The sequence below is a fragment of the Actinocrispum wychmicini genome (assembly GCF_004345645.1).
GTDB lineage: Bacteria > Actinomycetota > Actinomycetes > Mycobacteriales > Pseudonocardiaceae > Kibdelosporangium > Kibdelosporangium wychmicini.
The window spans coordinates 358,295-376,784 of sequence record NZ_SLWS01000005.1; the positions used below are offsets into that span (position 1 = coordinate 358,295).

General features: G+C 64.5%; 7 protein-coding genes. All 7 read right to left on the bottom strand.

Going from position 1 to position 18,490, the window contains the following annotated elements:
* Positions 1-225 precede the first annotated feature (225 nt).
* Genes EV192_RS55965 through EV192_RS23685 form a run of 7 tightly spaced genes read right to left on the bottom strand, consistent with a single transcriptional unit; the run spans position 226 to position 18,316 of the window.
* Complete coding sequence (locus EV192_RS55965) at positions 226-465, bottom strand: 3'-5' exonuclease (RefSeq protein WP_341770891.1); 240 nt, start codon at positions 463-465, stop codon at positions 226-228.
* Positions 453-2,009, bottom strand: coding sequence for a UvrD-helicase domain-containing protein (locus EV192_RS23660; RefSeq protein WP_243727024.1), 1,557 nt, complete (start codon positions 2,007-2,009; stop codon positions 453-455). The genes EV192_RS55965 and EV192_RS23660 overlap by 13 nt, the downstream gene beginning before the upstream one ends.
* A 9-nt stretch (positions 2,010-2,018) precedes the next feature.
* On the bottom strand, positions 2,019-3,176 hold the full coding sequence (locus EV192_RS23665; RefSeq protein ID WP_243727025.1) for an McrC family protein: 1,158 nt from the start codon (positions 3,174-3,176) through the stop codon (positions 2,019-2,021).
* Between the two features lie 38 nt (positions 3,177-3,214).
* Positions 3,215-5,050, bottom strand: a complete 1,836-nt coding sequence (locus EV192_RS23670; protein ID WP_132118912.1) for a DUF4357 domain-containing protein — start codon at positions 5,048-5,050, stop codon at positions 3,215-3,217.
* A complete protein-coding gene (locus tag EV192_RS23675; protein WP_132118914.1) occupies positions 5,050-9,165 on the bottom strand; it encodes an Eco57I restriction-modification methylase domain-containing protein in 4,116 nt (1,371 codons plus the stop codon). The genes EV192_RS23670 and EV192_RS23675 overlap by 1 nt, the downstream gene beginning before the upstream one ends.
* The gene (locus tag EV192_RS23680; protein WP_132118916.1) at positions 9,165-12,062 is read right to left on the bottom strand and encodes a DEAD/DEAH box helicase; all 2,898 of its coding nucleotides are present in this window, start codon (positions 12,060-12,062) and stop codon (positions 9,165-9,167) included. Before EV192_RS23680 ends, EV192_RS23675 begins: the two co-directional genes overlap by 1 nt.
* Positions 12,063-12,085: 23 nt before the next feature.
* Positions 12,086-18,316, bottom strand: a complete 6,231-nt coding sequence (locus tag EV192_RS23685; RefSeq protein WP_132118918.1) for a protein kinase domain-containing protein — start codon at positions 18,314-18,316, stop codon at positions 12,086-12,088.
* Between the last annotated feature and the right edge of the window lie 174 nt (positions 18,317-18,490).

An 18,490-nucleotide genomic window follows, 5' to 3' on the forward strand; every position in this document is an offset into this window, starting at 1 on the left:
TCACGCGGGCTCAGGAACGCACCTCGTTCAAAGACGCACGGCACACTGCTCGGCGAAAGATCCGCGATGAGTTTGCCCGCGTTGGTGACCTCGAACGTGTCCCGCCGTTTCTCCCCTGTCCGTCTATAGGTCGAGACGGTGGGCAAGTTCGCGTACGCGGCGCATTCCGGCTCCGTGACTCCAGTGATAGGTTCTTCGCCGACGAACAAGTCCCCCGGTTAATCTTCAGCTACCGGCCCTGGTGACAGGCAGAAACGGACTTGGGGTACCGCTCCATGAAATGGCAAGGGCTTCTCGGGCGCGAGTACACGCGACGAACAACAGGCAGCGTTCCATGAGCATGTCGCTTTCGTGCTGCTGACGATCTACCTCCAACGGCGTGATCTCTTTGGCGAAGGGCACAGCTCTCGCGGTCATGCCGACTACTGCGACACAGCGGAATTCCAGCCCCTTCATGGCATGCATGCTCGCGAGGCGTACACCATCCACATGTCCTTCAACCGCACGACCGGAATGCCGTTGTCCCGCAGACGAGAGTGCACTTTGTCCAGCAGGATGTTGAAACGTGTGCACACCGCGATCTCGCCAGGCTCGACGCCTTGGCTGATCCAGCCACGTATGCGCTCCCCGAGCGCCGCGACTTCGGCCTGTTCGGTGGGGAATCCCGCAGTCTCGGGCCGATGCCCGTGCAGGAGGGAACGGTAGCCGGCAAGGTTGTCGTTGCCGTCGCCGCCGAGGTCTTCGACCGGCGAGCCGTCGATCACGCGCGCCGACCATTCAAGGATTTCCGCGGTGCTGCGGTAGTTGACACGCAACCGGCTGCTGCGGCCTGTCACCGAGATACCCAATGCGCGCAGTGAGACGCGGGAGTCGTAGATCCGCTGGTGCGGATCACCGGTGATGAACAGATCGTCCGGACCCGCCGGAACGGCGGCGCGCAACACTCGCCATTGAGCTGGACGAAGGTCCTGCGCCTCGTCGACGACCACGTGGTCGAACTGATGAGCGTGGCCGTCTGGGGTACTGAGCAGCCTGGCCGCGTCGGCACCGATCTGAAGATGCGTAGTCCTCCCCGTGGCCCGCAACTCGGCCAGTGCGTTGGTGAAGGTGGTGAGCAGCACGCGGCTGTGTGGCGATCTGGACAGCAAGTGTTTGACACGGTGCAGTGCGACCACCGTTTTTCCCGTGCCAGGGCCGCCGGTCACCTGGGCCGCCCCGTTGAACGATGTCCGGTATGCGAGACGGCGCTGAGACGGGTGAAGGAACACCCGCCATGCCGCGAACGGCTTCTCCAGGATCTCCGCAAGCTCGTCAGGAGTGCTGACGAGCGTGATCCGGCTGGCGGTGTTGGTGATGGCGATCGCCAGGCTGTCACTCACGGCGGCGGCCTGAGCCGGCTTGCGCGCGGTGACGACATCCCGGTAGACCTCGTCCGCGGAGAACCCCTCGGCGAGGAACTGTAGAACCTCGAACTGGTCCTCCGGCAGGAGACTGCTGAACGCCTGCAACTGGGGTTTGTCGGTGATGGCACGAGCGGCACGCAGCACCTGGTCGTCGATGCCGAGTTCGCGCAGCACGCTGTCGGAGTGGCGCTCGAAGAGCAACTCCGGGGCGCCGGCTGCCGCTTGCTCCAGTGGCGGCGTCAACTGTTCAATGGCGACGACATTCCGCACTTCCAAAGCGTGGGTGGCGGTGTTGACCGTGTACAGGCGTTTGGCCGCCCACGCATAGGCGTCGTCGTGCGTTACCACGCTCAGCAGAAGAAAGATATCGCTGCCGTCGTCCGGCGCGAGGACGACACCTCGCCAGAAGTTGGTGATCCTGATGGTCCGCATCCGAGGATCCCGGGACGCCTCCACGGATTCCAGATGCAGGCCCTTGTCGGCATACAGTTCGGCCACGGAGAGCTGCTGAAACTTCGCCATTGCCCTGCGGACACCGGCTTTGGCCTGCTTCTCAAGCAGATCGTAGGTTTCCCAGAAGGTGTTCGTGAAGGCAAGTCGTGGCACGGTCGAGCATCATATGGCCGGGACGAGCCGGTTCGCCAGCTTTTGGATGTCCTTGAGCAGATCTTCCGGCGTCTGGTCGAGTTCCAGCGTGTGTTGATGGATTGTTATCCCCGCATGCTTCACCCGATGGGAGCCGTGCGGCTCGTTGCCTTTGGCATAGATGAGATGACCTTCAGGCAGGTTCAACGCTGTGCAGTACGCGAGTATCTGGTACAGGTCGGCGTCGGGGAAGCCGGACGGCTTCTCTGCTTTGTACTTCGCGTCCGCCACAGCCACCGGTGTTCCGTCGTCGGCGTATCGAACAAAGTCGGGTTTCATCTTGATGGCGTTGCGTTCGTCGAGGTAGATCGCGGTCTGCAGGCCGCAGTGGCCGGCGATGGCGGCGAACTTCTCGCACAATGCGATAGTAACGAAGTCTTCGAAGACCTTGGGCATGTCGAAGAGAAAGCCGTTCACCGCAACGCCACCGCCACGGTTCTCCACGGAAGCACCTTGAAGAACCAACTCGGCCAAGCGCAGTGCCTTGTGGAATCGAGCGTTGTTCCGGTTGGGGAGCCATCCTGGAAGACTGTGTCCGTGACCAGCCGGTGTCACGTCTCGCAACGCGAATCGCAGCCGCAGAAGCCGCTGGTGAACGTCATGGGGAACACCGGTCGTCAACCCGAGAAGCACGTCGGTGGCCTTCTGCAGCACCCAGTTCTCGGCTACGTCGATGGTGTGCTCGTCATGCGTGACTTCCAACGGCACAAGCCTGCCGTGGTGCCGACGGACCTGGTCGGCGTTGCGGATACGGCCGCGAACGACCAGAGCCGTTTCCTGGACCGGACAGTAGTCCTTGTGCAGCCCCTGCTGGAGTGCCTTTTCGGCCTGCCATGCGAAGAGCCGCGCCATGACGGGCAACAGCTCCTCGTCCTCGTCCACCAGTACGTCCTCGGTACGCCAGCCCTTGGGGTTCTGCCGGTAGTTCAGCAGGAACAGCAGCCTGGCGATCGGGATCTTGGGGCGGATACGCAAGGTGATCGGTTCACGGCCAGGTACTCGCAGTGTTGCCGCACCGACTTTTCCCTTGGCCGACAACAGCCATTGGCCCTTGGTCGCCAGGTCCGGTGTCGCCGTCAAAATGTCCGAGGCGGCGAGGGCCCGGCCAACGGCATCGTCGAGTGCCACGGCCCGCTTTCGTTCGTGCTCGGCGAGCTCAGGGATGTTCATGAGGTCGAATCGGCCTCTGACGGGGGCGGCACGGTGGTCCGCAGGTTGCGTAGCCCGTAGAGATGTTCGACGTCGATGCCTTGTCCGTAGTGGTGCTCCACGAGCAGCGGGAGAATCTTGGTGCGCCAAGCGCGTTCCAGCCCGCCGTCCCGGTAGACCGCTTTCCGCATCAGATAAGAGGGACCGATCTGGAAGTCCGCGTCGCCAATACGGCCATTCAACGCGTCCAGAAGCTCGGCGGGCGCGGCGTCGTAACCTTCCCGCGCGAGCCACCGGCGAAGCAGGCCCTTGGTGGGCTCGGTCCGCGGAGACAGTTCGACGAACGAGAAGCGGCGGCGCATCGCCGCGTCCACAAACGCGATCGACCGGTCGGCAGTGTTCATGGTGCCGATAATGAACAGGTTCGGCGGGAGCGCGAAGTCGCCGCCCGAGTAAGTGAGTCGCACCGACTTGTTCCGATACTCCAGCAGGAAGTACAGCTCACCGAACACCGTGGCGAGGTTGGCCCGGTTGATTTCGTCGATGACCAGGAAATGCGGGATGTGCCGATTGCCCTCGCGGGACGCGAGACTGGCTATTTCGCGCAGCGGGCCGTCGGTGATCCGGAAGGCGACCTCGCGTGTCTTCGGGTCTTCCTGAGGACGGAACCCCTCGAAGAAGTCCTCGTACGCGTAGGACGGATGGAACTGCACCAGTTTGACCTGTTCCGGGCCACCGCCGAGGAACTCGGCCAACCGCAGTGCCAGGTAGGTCTTCCCAGTACCTGGCGGCCCGTACAGGACGACCTGGCGATCGTCCCAGAGCAGATCGCGTAGTTCCCGCAACCACTCGACGTCGTGCACCAGAAGTTCTTCGGCGAGCTTGTCGGTGGGCTCGGGCAGTTCCAGTTCCCGACGAGCGACGAGCGCGGCGACTTCGGCACTGGCCGACCCGTCCACCTCACTGGCCGCGTCGGTCAGTTCCTGGTCGCTGCGGCCAAGTCCGGCGACTATCGCGGCGACGGAGGTGAGTTCGACAACGTCGTTCTGGATGGACAGCTTCTGCTGCAACTCTTCGGGCAACTCGTGGTACGGATACCCAACGCTCTGCCACTCCACGGGTCGTCGAAGGTTCGACCGGCCACCCTCAGCGGCGACCTGCTGAACATCCCCTGTGACCTCGCCGACGTACACCAACCCGGTGGAAATGGTGCAGACAGTGTCGCCTGGCTTCATCTTCGACAGGAAGATGTGAAGCTCGTCGACCAGCTTGTTTCGCTGGCTGTAGGTAAGGGCGGACTCGTAGTCCTCCTCCACGAGGGAACGCACCTGGTCCTTGGTGATGCCCTGGTGGACACCTTCACGCAGGTGAGTCGCTGGAACGCTGACTCGCCCCTCGGGTAGCCACATGCGTTGAACCAGGTCGAGACCGGACACATTGGAACCCCGCACCAGCCAGGTCCGGTTGGGCCCCGACCAGGTGGCCTCCAGAAAGTCGGAGAGCGGATGCCCATCGGTGGTCTTCCAGTCCAGCCAACCGTTGGCACTGCGGCCCAGCAGGATCTCAGCGGCCGCGGACGGAGAGTTGCAGGGGATGTCCCTGGTCGTCTCCAGATATCCGGGCCACTTGCTGGACTCCACGATTGAGCCATCCGCGATGAGCCTCTCCCGAAGCCCATAGGAGGAGGGCATCTGGATCTGGAACGACGGCACCACCTCGGGCCGGACTGGTGAGCCCGCGCCCACCAGGAACCGCTGACTGCCGTTGGTGCCCTTTTCATCGAGCAACCGGCCATGTGCGGTGGGGCCGTTGCGTGGCAGGCGGAGTTGAAAATCAGGATAGTTACCGGACATCAGGCTCTCCCACTGTCGACTGCGGGATGGCGGGGACCGTGACCAGGGGGTGGGGTGAGAGTGGACGTGTAGTTCTCGCCGTCGACCAGCGGGCCGGTGAGGCTGAGCCCGGCCGTCGCCATCCGGTCGTACTCGGCGAGCACGAGGTCCTTGGTGCGGTAGGTGCCGTACTTGGCGATCTCGTTGTTCTTCAGGCCGCCGCCTGAATCGGACTGGAAGGTCTCCAGAATGTAGTCCACATCGGACCGCTCGATGCCGTAGAGATGGAAGAAGTACGCGTCCAGCTCGGCCCGCATCTGGGCCCGTCGTTCCTCGTCCCACTGGAAGGGCGGCCCGGAGTCATCGAGATCGCGGGCAAGCCCGGCCATGTCATAGGCGGTGAAGACGAGTTCGAGAACGCGTGGCGTGATGAACGATACGTGTGGTTCCGTCATGTCAGGAGTGGGAACAGGGAGCTGCTTCCACGTCATCAGGGCCATGTGAATGCCGCCCACCTTCTGGCGGCTCACAAAGTCGAAGACCAGAGAACTCTGAGTCGCGACAAGCGCCGCGACGAGCGCTGGAGATACACGCGGCAACATGAGAGGGAGGGTGTGCCCGACTGAGGTACGTGGCAGGAGGGCGGGGATGGCGGTGCGTTCGTCGGTCGCACGACAGACGTCACGCCAGCCGCAAAGCCAATCCTGGCGCCACTCCATTGCGGTCAAGCGTTCGGTGACACCTGGGATGTCGACTTCCTTGCCTCCCCTGACGGTGGCGATGAAACCGCTCTCTGCGATCCAGTAGCGCGAGTCAGCAGCAACTGAAGGATCTCGCTTCTCAGCAAGTGAAAGGCGATGACGATCTTCGTTACCTGTGTCATGGTAGGAGTTCCAGCGGTGATCGAAGTGATGGACCATCTTCGCCTCGTACAGCGGTAGCATCCGCTTGTCACCCAGGACAAAGACGTTGCCCTCCGACGACCAGCCTTCCCGCTCCAGTTGCTCACGCGTGCGGAAGAGGTCCGAGTCGTCAGTCATGTCGAAGAGGCGCTTGAATGTGAGGCCCCAAGAATTGCCGCCACTCTTCGTCTCGTTCCACAACGCTGGAAGACGACGATAGACCGCCGCGGTGAGGTCGGCATCTCGGCGGCTGCGGAAGATCGGTAGATTGCCTGTATTGGGGTTGATGAGGTCGATCTCCGCAGGGCTGAGCGCAAAGACGCGATCGGCATCGTCGAGATCGGTGGTATCCGCGAGGAAGAAGGCAAACTTCGCTGTTGGTTGGCGGAGATCTTGGCCGAGCAAGGACAGCAGGCAGAACTTCTGGCGTGAGTCGACCCCGTCGAAGAGCTTGTTGCGGTTCTCGAAGTCGTAGAGCAGGGTGATGGCGCCACGGTTGGTCAGATCAGCGAACAGGTATTGTGCGCCAGCGCCAGTAGCGATCGCTGTCGGGATGATGCATCCAATGCGGCCAGCGGGTGCGACGATGGCTGTGAACCGCTCCGCGAAGAGCTGGTCGGTCTGGAGCGAGTTGACGCCTTTGATCGTGAGCCCTTTGCCGCAAAGTGCGAGCGCTCCGGAGCTGGCCGCGAAGAGGAACGTGGATTTCTGTGTGCGGCGCGCGGCGCGGTAGCGCTCACCCGCTTCCGCGTTGTCCCTTGCCCACTTGGCGATCTTGGTACGGCGTGCCGTGCCGGCGATAGCCGCTATCGACGGTTCGACGACACTGAAGTACTTCTTGTCCTCGAAGTCGACCTTGTCCCACGGTGGATTGCCCAGGACACAGGAGAATCCACCCGTCCAGCCAGTGGCCGGGTCCACTCCCGTACCGTCGTCGGGGACGGCGAAGATGTGAGGGAAGGTCAAGTGCCAGTGGAAGAAGGTGTACTGCTCGCGAAGGCGGCGAATCTCGTCATGGGTGGACTGGGTGGCCGCTGACGCGTTCGGGTCTTGAAGCCTGAGGAAGACCTCGTGGGTGACCGCAGGCGGTGCGTCCTTCGTCTTGCGCCACATGAACGCGGCGCACCAGGCGTCAGCCACATGCTTGGCGTGGCGGTATTCAGCCGAGTTCTCCCAGTCCAGGTAGTCTGCGGCCTGCTGGTGAACGTCCGCGAGGGTGTTCGCCGGGGCGTCTGCGATGACTTGAAGTCCGGCGGCGAAGGTGGCGTTGGCCACCTTTGCCTCTGTGGTCAGGTCGAACAATCCGGTCTGACCGGCTCTCTCCTGGTCGTTCTGTTTACGCAGAAACTTCGCGTAGGCGTCGTCGTCGCCCTCGACGGACTTGAACGCGGTACTGGGAATACCGTCGCGCAGCAGGAGGGGGGTCGCGCCAACCAGCCCGTTGCCGTGTTTGATGTGGGCGTCGAGAAAGCTCAGCGGTTGGCCAGGCTCAAGGGCCTCCAGCCACAGGGCGACCTTGGCGAGTTCGACGGCCATCGGGTTGAGGTCCACGCCGTAGATGCAGCGGGCGATGACCTCGTGCAGAGCGTGACGTACCGCGTCCAGTGTGGGTTCCGGGTTGCTTTCGCGCACGGCGGCAATGCGTTTGGCGATCCGTCGGGCGGCCGCGACGAGGAAGTGGCCGGACCCACAGGCAGGGTCGCACACCGTGAGAGACAGCAACTCGGCCACGATTGTGTCGGCTGGGTCGGGGTTGCCCGCGGCTGCCGCCTTCTGCTCACCAAGTTTCTGTGCGTCGTCGATGAGCGGGTCCAAAGTGGAGTCGAGCAGCGTCTCGATCAACGAGCTGGGCGTGTAGTACGAGCCGGTCTTCTTGCGGTCGTTGCCGGCGCGGTCGATGAGTTCAAAAGTCCGGTCCACAGCACTGTGTTTGGGTACGAGTTCGAGCAGCGACTCGTAGATGGAGCCGAGTTCCTCCGCGCCCATGTGCCGGTAGTCCACCTGCCGCCAGCGGTTCTCGTCACGGACGCGAGACAGATGTCTGACCGCCTCCAGCAGGTGGACATTCGCCAGCGACCGGCCCTTCAACGGGAGATCGGTGGAGGTGTCGTCGAAGAGACCTCCCAACCCGACCAGGCCAAGCTCCGGACGTCCCTGCTCGTCACCGAGGGCATGCAGAACGATCCGCATGCATTGGTAAAGGTCGCCATGAGCGGTGCCTCTGCGGCGGTTCGCCTGTTGACGTAGACGGGATGAGGAGAAGTAACTGGAGTAACGTCGGCGGACCTCTTCGGGCGCATCCGTTGGATGCAGGGCGTTACGGTCCTCGGCGACGAACAGGAAGATCAGCCGGTACGCCATGCGCAGCAGCGCGGCGTGGAAGCTGTGGACGTCAAGGTTCTCGCGGAGTTCGGCGTTGTCCGGGTGCTTGAGGAAGCCGGTGCCCAAGATGGTGATCGCGTTCTTCACGCCGTCGCGGATGTTCTCCAGCGCCCGCACGCCAGACGTGATCGCCTCGGTCCGCCACCTCTCCAGCCAACAGGTCGACGGTGCGCCGTCGGCGACCGCGAAACGCGTGACGTGGAGCAGCCGGTACAGCAGGACGAACTCGCTGAAGAGCTCGCCGTCGAAGATGGCTTCCAGATCGAACTCGACGTACGACGCGGTCGCCAGTGCGTTGGAGTCACGCAGCAGCCGCAGCTGCCGTCCGTTGGTGACCACACCCCACAGGTGCTCATCGGAACGGTTCAGGCATTCCTGGACAAGCGACTGCGGCGGTACGGTGCCCGCGCCGCCCGGCCGCTTGTCCAAGGAGACATTCCACGCTGCCAGATGGATCGGCACATGGTTCCAGCGATGGCTGATGGCGAACGTCTTGGTGCCGTCGTCCGAGGTGATACCGGTAAGCCCCAGCGCGCTCAGCTCGCCGAAGCCGAACTCGGCGAAGAAGGGCAGCAGCCATTGTGTGATCGCCAAACCCGTGGGGTCGGCGGGGGTGTCGGCCTCGGGGGCGACAGGAAGTCGGTCCCGCAGCTCGGTCCACACCGACCGCAGGTAGTCCCAATGGCGTTCCGCGTCGTCACGGACCGAGCGCGAGCCGATGACGTGATAGTCGACGGGCAGGCATCCCTTGACGTCCTTGCCTTCGGAGATGCGCACGAGCATGTCCGCGGGCAGCAGACCGCCGATGGTGTGGACCGCCGAGAAGATCTGGTTGCGGGCGACGGCAGACATCAGGAGTCGCCTCCAGACACTGGCAGGTACACATAGACGCCGAGGATGTCGACGGGTTTCAGCGCGACCACGTTCACCCCGCGGACGATCTCGCCGGAGGCACTGCGGACCCGCCGATGCGAGGTGAGCAGCTCCGCGGCGAGATCGTCGCCGTACGAATCAAGGTGTGCTTTCGTCGCCGGCAACCCGTCCAGCACACGCCCCATCGTGCGCCTGGCGAATGTCGGGTCGGTGTTCTCGTCGGCGGACAGCTCCACCAGCGCCAATGCGTCCTCTGTGGACAGCCAGGTTGCACTGGCGGGCGCCTTCTGGAAAGCGAGCATCCGCGCGTCCTCAGCGACCAGTTGTCGCTGCCCGGTTCTCGATGGCAACGTTAGGTGGAAGCGGTAACGGACCAGGAGAAGTGTCGTACGAACGTCGACGCTCCTCGTTCGGATGACACCGCAGCGGCGGGCCGGGCGCGATCCGTCGGCCTTCGTGTCAAGGGCGGCGTTGAGGACGTATCCGGCCAGGGCGCCCACGACCGGGTCGGTACGCACCAGTGCGGCTTCACCTCGGGCCACCGACGCGGTCGTGCGGAACGGCACTGGGCGGCCGTGGTCGATCATGTCACCGCCGAGCACAGGTGCCAGTGCGTCGCGAAGTCCCGCCGGCGTGCTGCTCAGGTCCGCGGTGAAGTCACTGCCGCCGTCATTCCGCAGGACGGCGTCGAGGGCTGTCAGCGCGTGTTGGACGAAGCTGCGGACCTCGCCCGTGCGTCCCATGGTGTCTCGGATGGCCGCGACCTCACGGGCGACCTCGTCCGGACGGACGGAGCGCTGAGCGAACCGGGAGCGGGAAGTCTTCTCTCGTTCGGCAGCCGACTTCCAGTCCGCCGCCAGTGCCGCTGCCGCGGTGTCGACCGTCTCCACTTCGAAGAGGCTGGCCTGCGCCGCGCCCTGGCTGCGCATCAGCAGCCACTCGACGATCGCGTCCGTCACGCCGGACGATGCGGCGTCGGGAACCGAGACGGAGATTCCCAAGTCCTTACGGATCTGTCGGTGCTTCCTGATGAGGACTTCGAGGACCTTGCCGTCGATACCGTTGTCACTGCCGTACAGCGTGATGACCTTGACTTCGTCTCGTTTCTGGCCGTAGCGGTCGACGCGGCCCTCACGCTGGTCGTGCCGGGTAGGGTTCCACGCCAGGTCGTAGTGGACAACCGCGTCGAAGTAATGCTGGAGGTTCACACCCTCGGACAGGCAGTCGGTGGCCACCAGAACCCGTCGGGCGGCGGCGTCCTCGCCGGCGGCGTCCGCCAGTTCCTCTATCCGTTGCAGCCGTTGTTGTGGGGAGAGTGTTCCGGTGACGGCACGCACGATGGTCTTCTTGCCGAGCTTACCGGCCAGATGGTCGGCGACGTAGTCGGCGGTGGGGATGTAGCGACAGAAGACGATTGGGTGGTAGCCGTCGGCGAGGAGCCCCTGAAGGTAGTTGGTCAGGGCGACCAGCTTCCGGTCGGCGTCCGTTCCTTCGAGTCGGGCCGCTCGATCGGCCAGCTCGGCAAGCCGTGCGCCCGCTTCCTCGGTCTGCGCGCCGGGCACGACATCCAGCCCTTCCAACGCGTCACTGTCGGATGCGTCGCGGGTGAGCGGGGCGCCGAGGCGGTCGGCTTCCTCGGCGCTGGCCGCCGCCGCGGCCGCGGACCGGGTCCGCAACGTTTGCGCAGCGGCCCGCGGCGAGGACACCAGGGACCGCAACAGCGCGATCGCTGACCACCACGCGATCCGCGCCTCACGCTTGCCCCGGTTACCGGCCGCTGTGACGCGCTCGCCGGCGTACGCAATGGCGTCTTCGAGCAGAGCTCGGTATGCCGGCGAGAGCTGGTACGTCTCATCCTTGAAGTAACGGTCCGAGGGGAAGGCGGTGTCCTCCCGCAGGCCGTCGTCCGCCAGACCATCGCGGACGGACAGGAACTGCCGGACGTCGGCCCGTTTGCGCTGCACGAAATGGCTGGCAAGCAGACGGCGTCCCGGTTCCGAATCGAGCTCTACCATGGCGAGCTCAGGCCGGACGAGGCCCAGCAGAGCGCGAAAGGCACTTTCCTTGCCACTGTGTGGTGTCGCGGTGACCAGAAGCAGGTGGCGATCTGCGTCAGCCGCGACACGCTGGAGCAGCTCGTAACGCAGTTGACTCTGAGTGGAGGCACTGTCGTCGGCGGCGACGCACGTGTGCGCCTCGTCCACGATGACCAGATCGGGACAGTGCCGGACGAAGTCGTCTCGGTGCCGGGTGGACTTGATGAAGTCGGTGGACACCACCACGTTCAGGTGTTTGTCGAACAGCGACTGGCCCAGGTCGAGTCCGCGTTCCAGTCTGGACACCGTGGAGGACAGCACCAGCTCCGCGTCGATGCCGAACTTGGTGCGAAGTTCGTCCTGCCACTGCTCGGCCAACGCCGGTGAACACAGGACTGCGAGCCCACTCGCGCTGCCTTGGGCAAGCAGCTCGCTCGCGACGAGACCCGCCTCAACGGTCTTGCCGATTCCGACGTCGTCGGAGATCAGCATGCGTACCGTCTTCTGCCGCAGGGCCATCATCAGCGGGACGAGCTGATACGCCCGGGGTTCGACGGCGATCCCGGCAAGTGACCGAAAGGGTCCGGCGCCGGACCGGAAACCGATCCGCAGAGCCGACCGGAGCAGGCCCGCGGCCAGCGCGTCACCAAGGTCTTCCGCCGACGGCGGTTCGAACTCGGCTCCGTGGACGTCCTCGAAAGCGGGGAAGACAGCCGCGATGTCGTCGTCCGAACCGCCCAGCGGCCGCAGCACGAGCATGTCGGTATCGCTCTCCGGAAGAACGATCCACTCGCGTCCACGCGCGGAGACCAACGAACCTGCGGTGTAGGTGGTCGACATCAGTGTCGTGTTCGCCTTTCTCGTCAGACGCCCACGCTGGGCCCGAAGTATCGCTCGAACTGCTTCACCACGCCCGACCAGTCACCGTCATAGGGAAACCGCACCACGTCCCAGCCGCTGTCGTACAGGCGGTTCTCAGCTTCCTGGTCGCGTTGCGCGATGAACTCGTGATTGTGCGCGGGACCGTCAACGAAGATCGCGACCTTGCCGCCGGGGAGGCGGTAGACGAAGTCTGGCCGAGCGAGCGCTTCCGAGACGAAGGTCTGCGCCTCATCCGGCAAACGCAGGCCCTTCTCTTTGAGAAACGCGATCAGCGTGGCCTCCAGCTGTGACTCTGTCCTGGTAGCCAGCCGGGCCAACTGCTCCGAACGGGACTCGTTGGCGCCTGTGGTGATGGTCTCCGCGCCCGCGAGACGCATCAGAAGGTCGCGAATCGCATGGCGGTCGATGGCTCCATGGTTGGCTTGGTTGCCGTACGTCAGAAGGCACTCATAACAGCCCCGGGCACACGGCCGGTCGACATGCGGGCCACCCCGGTCCGTGCCGTCAACGTCGAAGTGGCAGATGCCGAGAGCGGTGGCCGCAGCTACGCCGAGAGCATGCCGGTCAGCCTGCATCAGACGCAGCACTCCAGCACCACCCTCGGCGGCCTCGGTGAACAGTATCCGTTCCCGAGGGCCCTCCGTTGGCGGCAACAGCTCGCTGGTCAGCTCGGAGTCCTCCAGCTCGAAGGCGGCTTCGATGCCACGCTCCAGCGCATACATCAACGACAACGCCACAGGTTCGGTCAAGGGCTCGGCCAGCCGCATCACCATGAGGTTGCGCCGATCCTCCACATAGGGAATGACGCGCTTCTTGCGGCGTTTCTCGTTGCCGTCGGCGTCGATGACGGGCATCTCACCGGAGTCACCCGAAGCCTCGGCGGCGTCGCGTTCGTTCATCCATCGTCCGTCGGTGGCGTCGAGCCAGAAGCCGTCCGGTTCGTTCTCCTTGGCACGCACACGACCGACATTGCTGATGCGCACGGTGGCGGAGTCGCCGTAGGACACTGTCGCGATCTTGCCGTCGTCATCGGAGACAACAGCGTCGCGGCGGCCCGGCCGAGCGCCGTGGTCGTGGAATCGGTAGGAGGTCACCAGCCGGAAACCAGCTCGGCGCCGCTCTTCCTCGTCTGACGAGATCCTCTCCCGCCTCTTGGTATAGACGGTGTGCAGTTGCAGCAACCCCGGCGTGGTCTCCCGCAGCGGCTCCTTGCAGAACTGGCAGAGGTTGGCCTCTTCGTTCGCGTCGTGGTGATACCCGCAGGACGCACACCGCTTGGCGGATGTCGTGACCACATCGCCGGTGGCCTCAGGGGGCAACTGGATCCGGGTGACCTGGTACCGCGACCCTTCGTGGTAAATGAGCGCGCCTGGACCGAACTCCCGCACAGCCAGGAAGCGGGGACGCTGGAGGTAGTCGCCGTCGCCGAACCGACGGCCGGAATGCGGGATGTACGCGGCGAGCGGTAGGCGTGGAAACGAGTAACCAGGGAGGAAGCCCTCGCTGGCGAGATAGCGGTACGGGTTGAAGTCGGCCAGTACCGACTTGTTGTCCGTGCCCTCGTTCTTGAGGAGGTTGAGCTGGGTCTCCGCCTCCTTCCGTCGCCCGACGGCGATGTTCCGGTCCCGCTCGGACAGGGTGTGGTCGAGCACCCGGCGGTTCTGCTCGGCCTGGTCCACCAGCGCGGCGGAGAACAGCTGCCGCCACCGGCCGAAGTCCTGGTCGAACTGTTCTCCCGCGGTGCGGACAGTGTCCTCGATCCACTGGTCATACCACCAGGTGGTGTCCGCGAAGTCGGCCAGCAGCCCACCGAGCACCTGCTTCGCCGCCGTGACCGCACGACTCTGTGCGTCGGCGTCGCGAACCGCGATCGCGATGTGGTCATGCAGGGGCAGTGGTGGGTCCGGGCGACGGGCACCGTCGCGGTCGCGGATGTCGATGACTTCTGGGATGGCTCGGCCGAGCTTCAAACCGGTTTCCGCCAGCCAGATGGCATGGACGTGGGAGCGAACCAGGTCCTCGTTGGTGAGGTCGAGCCGCGGCTGGGCGATGATGCCGGCGACCATCCGCTCCGAGCGGCGGAAGTAGTACTGGTCGTGGCTGTTGCCGGTGGCACAGTACGTCGTGACAAGGGCAGGTTGTCCGGACCGGCCGGCGCGGCCGCTGCGCTGGGCGTAGTTGGCGGGTGTGGGTGGCACGTTGCGCATCATGACGGCGTTGAGCTCGGAGATGTCCACGCCCAGTTCCATTGTCGGCGAGCAGTAGAGCAGTCTCAGCTCTCCCTTGCGGAACGCCTCCTCGCGTCGCTCCCGCTCCACCGGGTCGACCTGCGCGGTGTGCTCCCTGGCAGCCAACCCGTTCAGTGCGCCGGCAGCGCCTCGATAGAGGTCGCGGAAGAACGTGTTGACCCTGGGACCGTCACCACTGGCGTAGGTACGGGTCAGTGGATCGTGCGCGCCAGCCTCACCTGTCCCAGCCCGCCAGATCAGGCATCTGGCTGCCACACGGTAGCCCGTCGCGGTCGGACTCGTGACCCGCCTGTAGCGGCCCGCGCGCTGCGGCGCCAGGTCGATCTTCTCCACCAACTGGGCTCCGGCCAGCACCTCCAGAAGGTTCACGATGACCTGCTGCGCTTCGTCGGTGGACAGAGTGGTGAAGTGCACTCGTCTGAGGTACTTGCCGAACTTGCCACGGCCGGACAGGAACAACCCCGAGCGATCCATGCCTGGCCGGGAACCCTGAGGATAGGCCGTGCCCACCTGAGGACGGTCGCTCGGCGACAACACCCACGGATCGACAAGGCGTTCCGCACTGGCGCGTTGCAGGATCTCGAAATCGTCCCGGAAGTGCTGCACGTCGACGGCCAGAGCTCGGCGCATTTCATCGAGCAGAACCCGCATGATCTCGGCCCGGCGACCCGGCTCGGCGTCCCGGACGGTCGCGTGCTTGCCCGCCCACCGTTCGTCCTGCCCGGCGAGCCAGTCCAGATCCTCGTACTCGATGCGCAGCAGACCGGTCTGCTCCAGGTTGGGCATGGTGACGCGCCATCCGCGTTGCAGGTCCAGATACAGCTGAAACGCGATGACGTCCTGCAGGGTTCTGGCGGCGTTGCGAGCAAGGGCGGGAGCAAGGTCCGCCGTTCCGGCGTAGTCGGCTGGTTCCAGGCCCAACGCGTCCGCGACCCGGGAAGCGAGGTCCTCGTGCCGGACACCCTCGTCACCCGCCTCCACCACAGCCCGGTAGAGGGCGCCCCGAAGCTGGACCACCTTCACGAAATCGTTGAAGTGACCTGCTTGCAGTGAAGCGTCCTGGCGGTTGTCCACGAAGGTGAGGAGCTTGCGCGCCTTCTTGTCGAGTGCGTCGGGCGGCGCTTCCTTGAGTGAACGCACGATCGATGTGGAGACGAGCGACGTCGCCGAGGAACGGCCCTCCTGGTCGAGAGTCGCGAGTTTGGCGAAGTCCTTTCCCCTGACCTGCTCGTAGCTCACTCCGCAGTGCAGGCAGAAGAGGAAGGGAGCGGGTATGAACGTGGCCGCCAGGTCGCCGAGGCCCTCCGTGCCGTAGGGGTCCACGGTGATGGCTTGGGGCAGCCGTTTTCGGTACGAGTCCCGCACACTCTCGTATCCGTGGTCGTCGACCTCCAGCCAGGACTCCGGGAGCCGCCGATCGGCCATGGCTTCCGCGGGTGTACCAGGCCACGGCCGGTCGGGGTCGACGTACAGGTATCCGTCGCCTGCCCGGCCACCAGTCGCGGCAGTGTCCCGACGTGGTTCGTAGACGACCCGGTCGTCCGTCGTCCTACGCCATACGGTCAGATACTCCTGACCGCACTCACGGCAGAAGGCCAGCGGCAGCAGGACTTTGCCGTCCGATCCTGGCTGGATACGCTGGTAGTCCCGAGTGAGATACCGGACCTTCTTGTCCTCAAGGGTCGCGTATACGGTGTCCCCCTTGGACAGAAACTGGTGCAGGCGGAACGCGAACAGAGGGCGTTCGGTGACCGGGTGCCTGGCTTCTGAACCAGCCTTGAGCGTGCGGCGGATGGCTTCCACGCAGTCCTTGTCGGTCAATCCGGTGGCCGTCGCGAGTTTGGCCGCCGCGTCCTCGATCTTCGCCGGCTTCTGCCGCACCAGACGGTCCGAACGGTCGGTGCCCAGGCCGAAGTAGGTTTCGATCCAGCGGGCGAGCGGGTCGGCGACCAGGCCGGTGTAGGAACGTGGGACGTCGTACGCCTGGAGTCGTTCGGCTGACACGGCAACAGGTCCGTCGTCGGTGGCGCGCACGAGAGTTTCGCCGATGACACTGATGGGGTCGACGGTGGTGCCGAAGAGGGTCGACGCGACCTCGGCGACGACTCTCCGCTGGTCGTCGGCCGTGTCCTCGCTGGACATGGTCGCGGAGGTGCCCACGCACTGGAGATGTCCGGTCTGGCAGGCTTCACGCACCCTGCGGATGAGCAGGGCGACGTCGGCGCCCTGGCGCCCCCGGTAGGTGTGCAGCTCGTCGAATACGAGGAACTCCAGCCCGTGGGCCATCCTGATGAGCGAACGCCGGTCGTCTGGCCGGGTCAGCATCAGCTCAAGCATCACGTAGTTGGTGAGCAGGATGTCCGGGGGACTGTTGCGGATCTCCTTACGTCGTTCGTCACTTTCCTGGCCGGTATAGCGCGCATAGGTGACCGGTTCGCGGCCTGGGCCATAGCCGTTGAGCAGGTACTTGTCCAGCTCCTTGAGTTGGCTGTTGGCGAGGGCGTTCATCGGATAGACGACGACCGCGCGGACCCGCTTACGACTTTTGGGATCATCGTTGGCGCGTGCCTTGAGCACCTTGTCGACGATCGGAATAATGTAGGAAAGGGATTTGCCGGATCCGGTTCCCGTGGTGAGCACGTACGATACGCCCGACTGGGCGATGTCGATCGCCTCGCGCTGATGGCGGTGCAGAGTGAGCGGACGACCGTCGCACACTGTGCGGTTCTCGACCTTGCCGATCTGGAAGATACGCGCGCATTCTGGGTGCAGTATCCCAGCGGTCGCCAGTTCGAGAACTGTGCTTCCAGAGGCGAAGAAAGGGTTCAGTGACAGCCACGGGTCAGGCCACTGAGATTTCGCGTCGAGATCCTTCTCGACAAACTCTGCCACCCGGTCATCGCGAATGATCGTCCCACCCTCGGTGAAGTCCCGATAGTCGGCGATGAGCTTTCGGTGCACCTCGAAAACATCCATGCCGGGCGTGGTCGGCCGCGTACCGGCAGTCTGTGGCGGTTCAACGGGCCTGAGGTTACGGCTTTGAACGAGCCAGGCGACCGGGTTCAGGTCGATCCAGCCCTGAACGGATTCCTCGCCGTCAGCGAATTGCGACAACGTTTCCCGGACGGCGACAGCGTCAATGGGACGACTGGCCGGAGTCTTGGCCAGTAGCGACTCGATCAGTCGCGCCATCTCGCTCGGGATATCCGACCGTATCGGCCGGACCGACGGTGGCTGTTCTTCGAGGTGCTTCTTGCCGAGCTCATGTGCGGACTCACCGGAAAACGGCGGAGTGCCGACGAGAAGTTCGAACAGTACGCAGCCGAGCGCATACAAATCAGCGCCCGGCCCCACAGTCGACGCCTCGAACTGCTCGGGAGCCATATACCGCGCGGTTCCGACGGTGACACCGGTGCTGGTGATCTTTCCATCTTCCGCATCGTCGATGATGCGGCCCATGCCGAAGTCGAGAACCTTGACCTTTCCGCCGTAAAGCACCATCACGTTCGCTGGTTTGAGATCACGGTGGACCACACCGGCCGAATGCGCCGCGGCCAAGCCGTCCGCGATTTGCGTACCCAGGGCCGCCGCCCAGGACACCGGCAACCGTGAACTTTCGGACGCGAGGTCACGAAGGGTCCGCCCGTGCAGAAACTCCATCGCCAGGTATGGCAGGCCGGCGCCGTCCACTCCACCGGCGACGACCCGGGGGAGATGGGGGTGACCGAGCCTGCTCATGATTCGCACCTCGCGGTCGAACCGCAGGACGACCGGGTCGTCGGCCGACGGGTCGAGGACCAGGCCGGACCGGCTGCGTAGGATCAACTTGACCGCGACTACGCTGTCCGGGGCGTCGGCGGCGGCCGTCAGGTCCAGTGCGCGGTGAACCTCGCCCATGCTGCCCTTGCCGATCAGGCCCAACAGGCGAAACCGCTCCGCTATCACTTCCATGCCCGGTGCCATTCTCGTCCTCCCCGAACGGTGGCCACGAAAGTACCGTGTGCCGTACGTGGACAGAAGTGCTGTGCCCAGACACAGTACACGCGGCGTCGCACGTACGGCGAAAATAGCGTTAACGACGTCAACGTATAAAGCCCCAGGCGAATGCGGAGTTCTGGTCCGTCGACCGCGTGTACG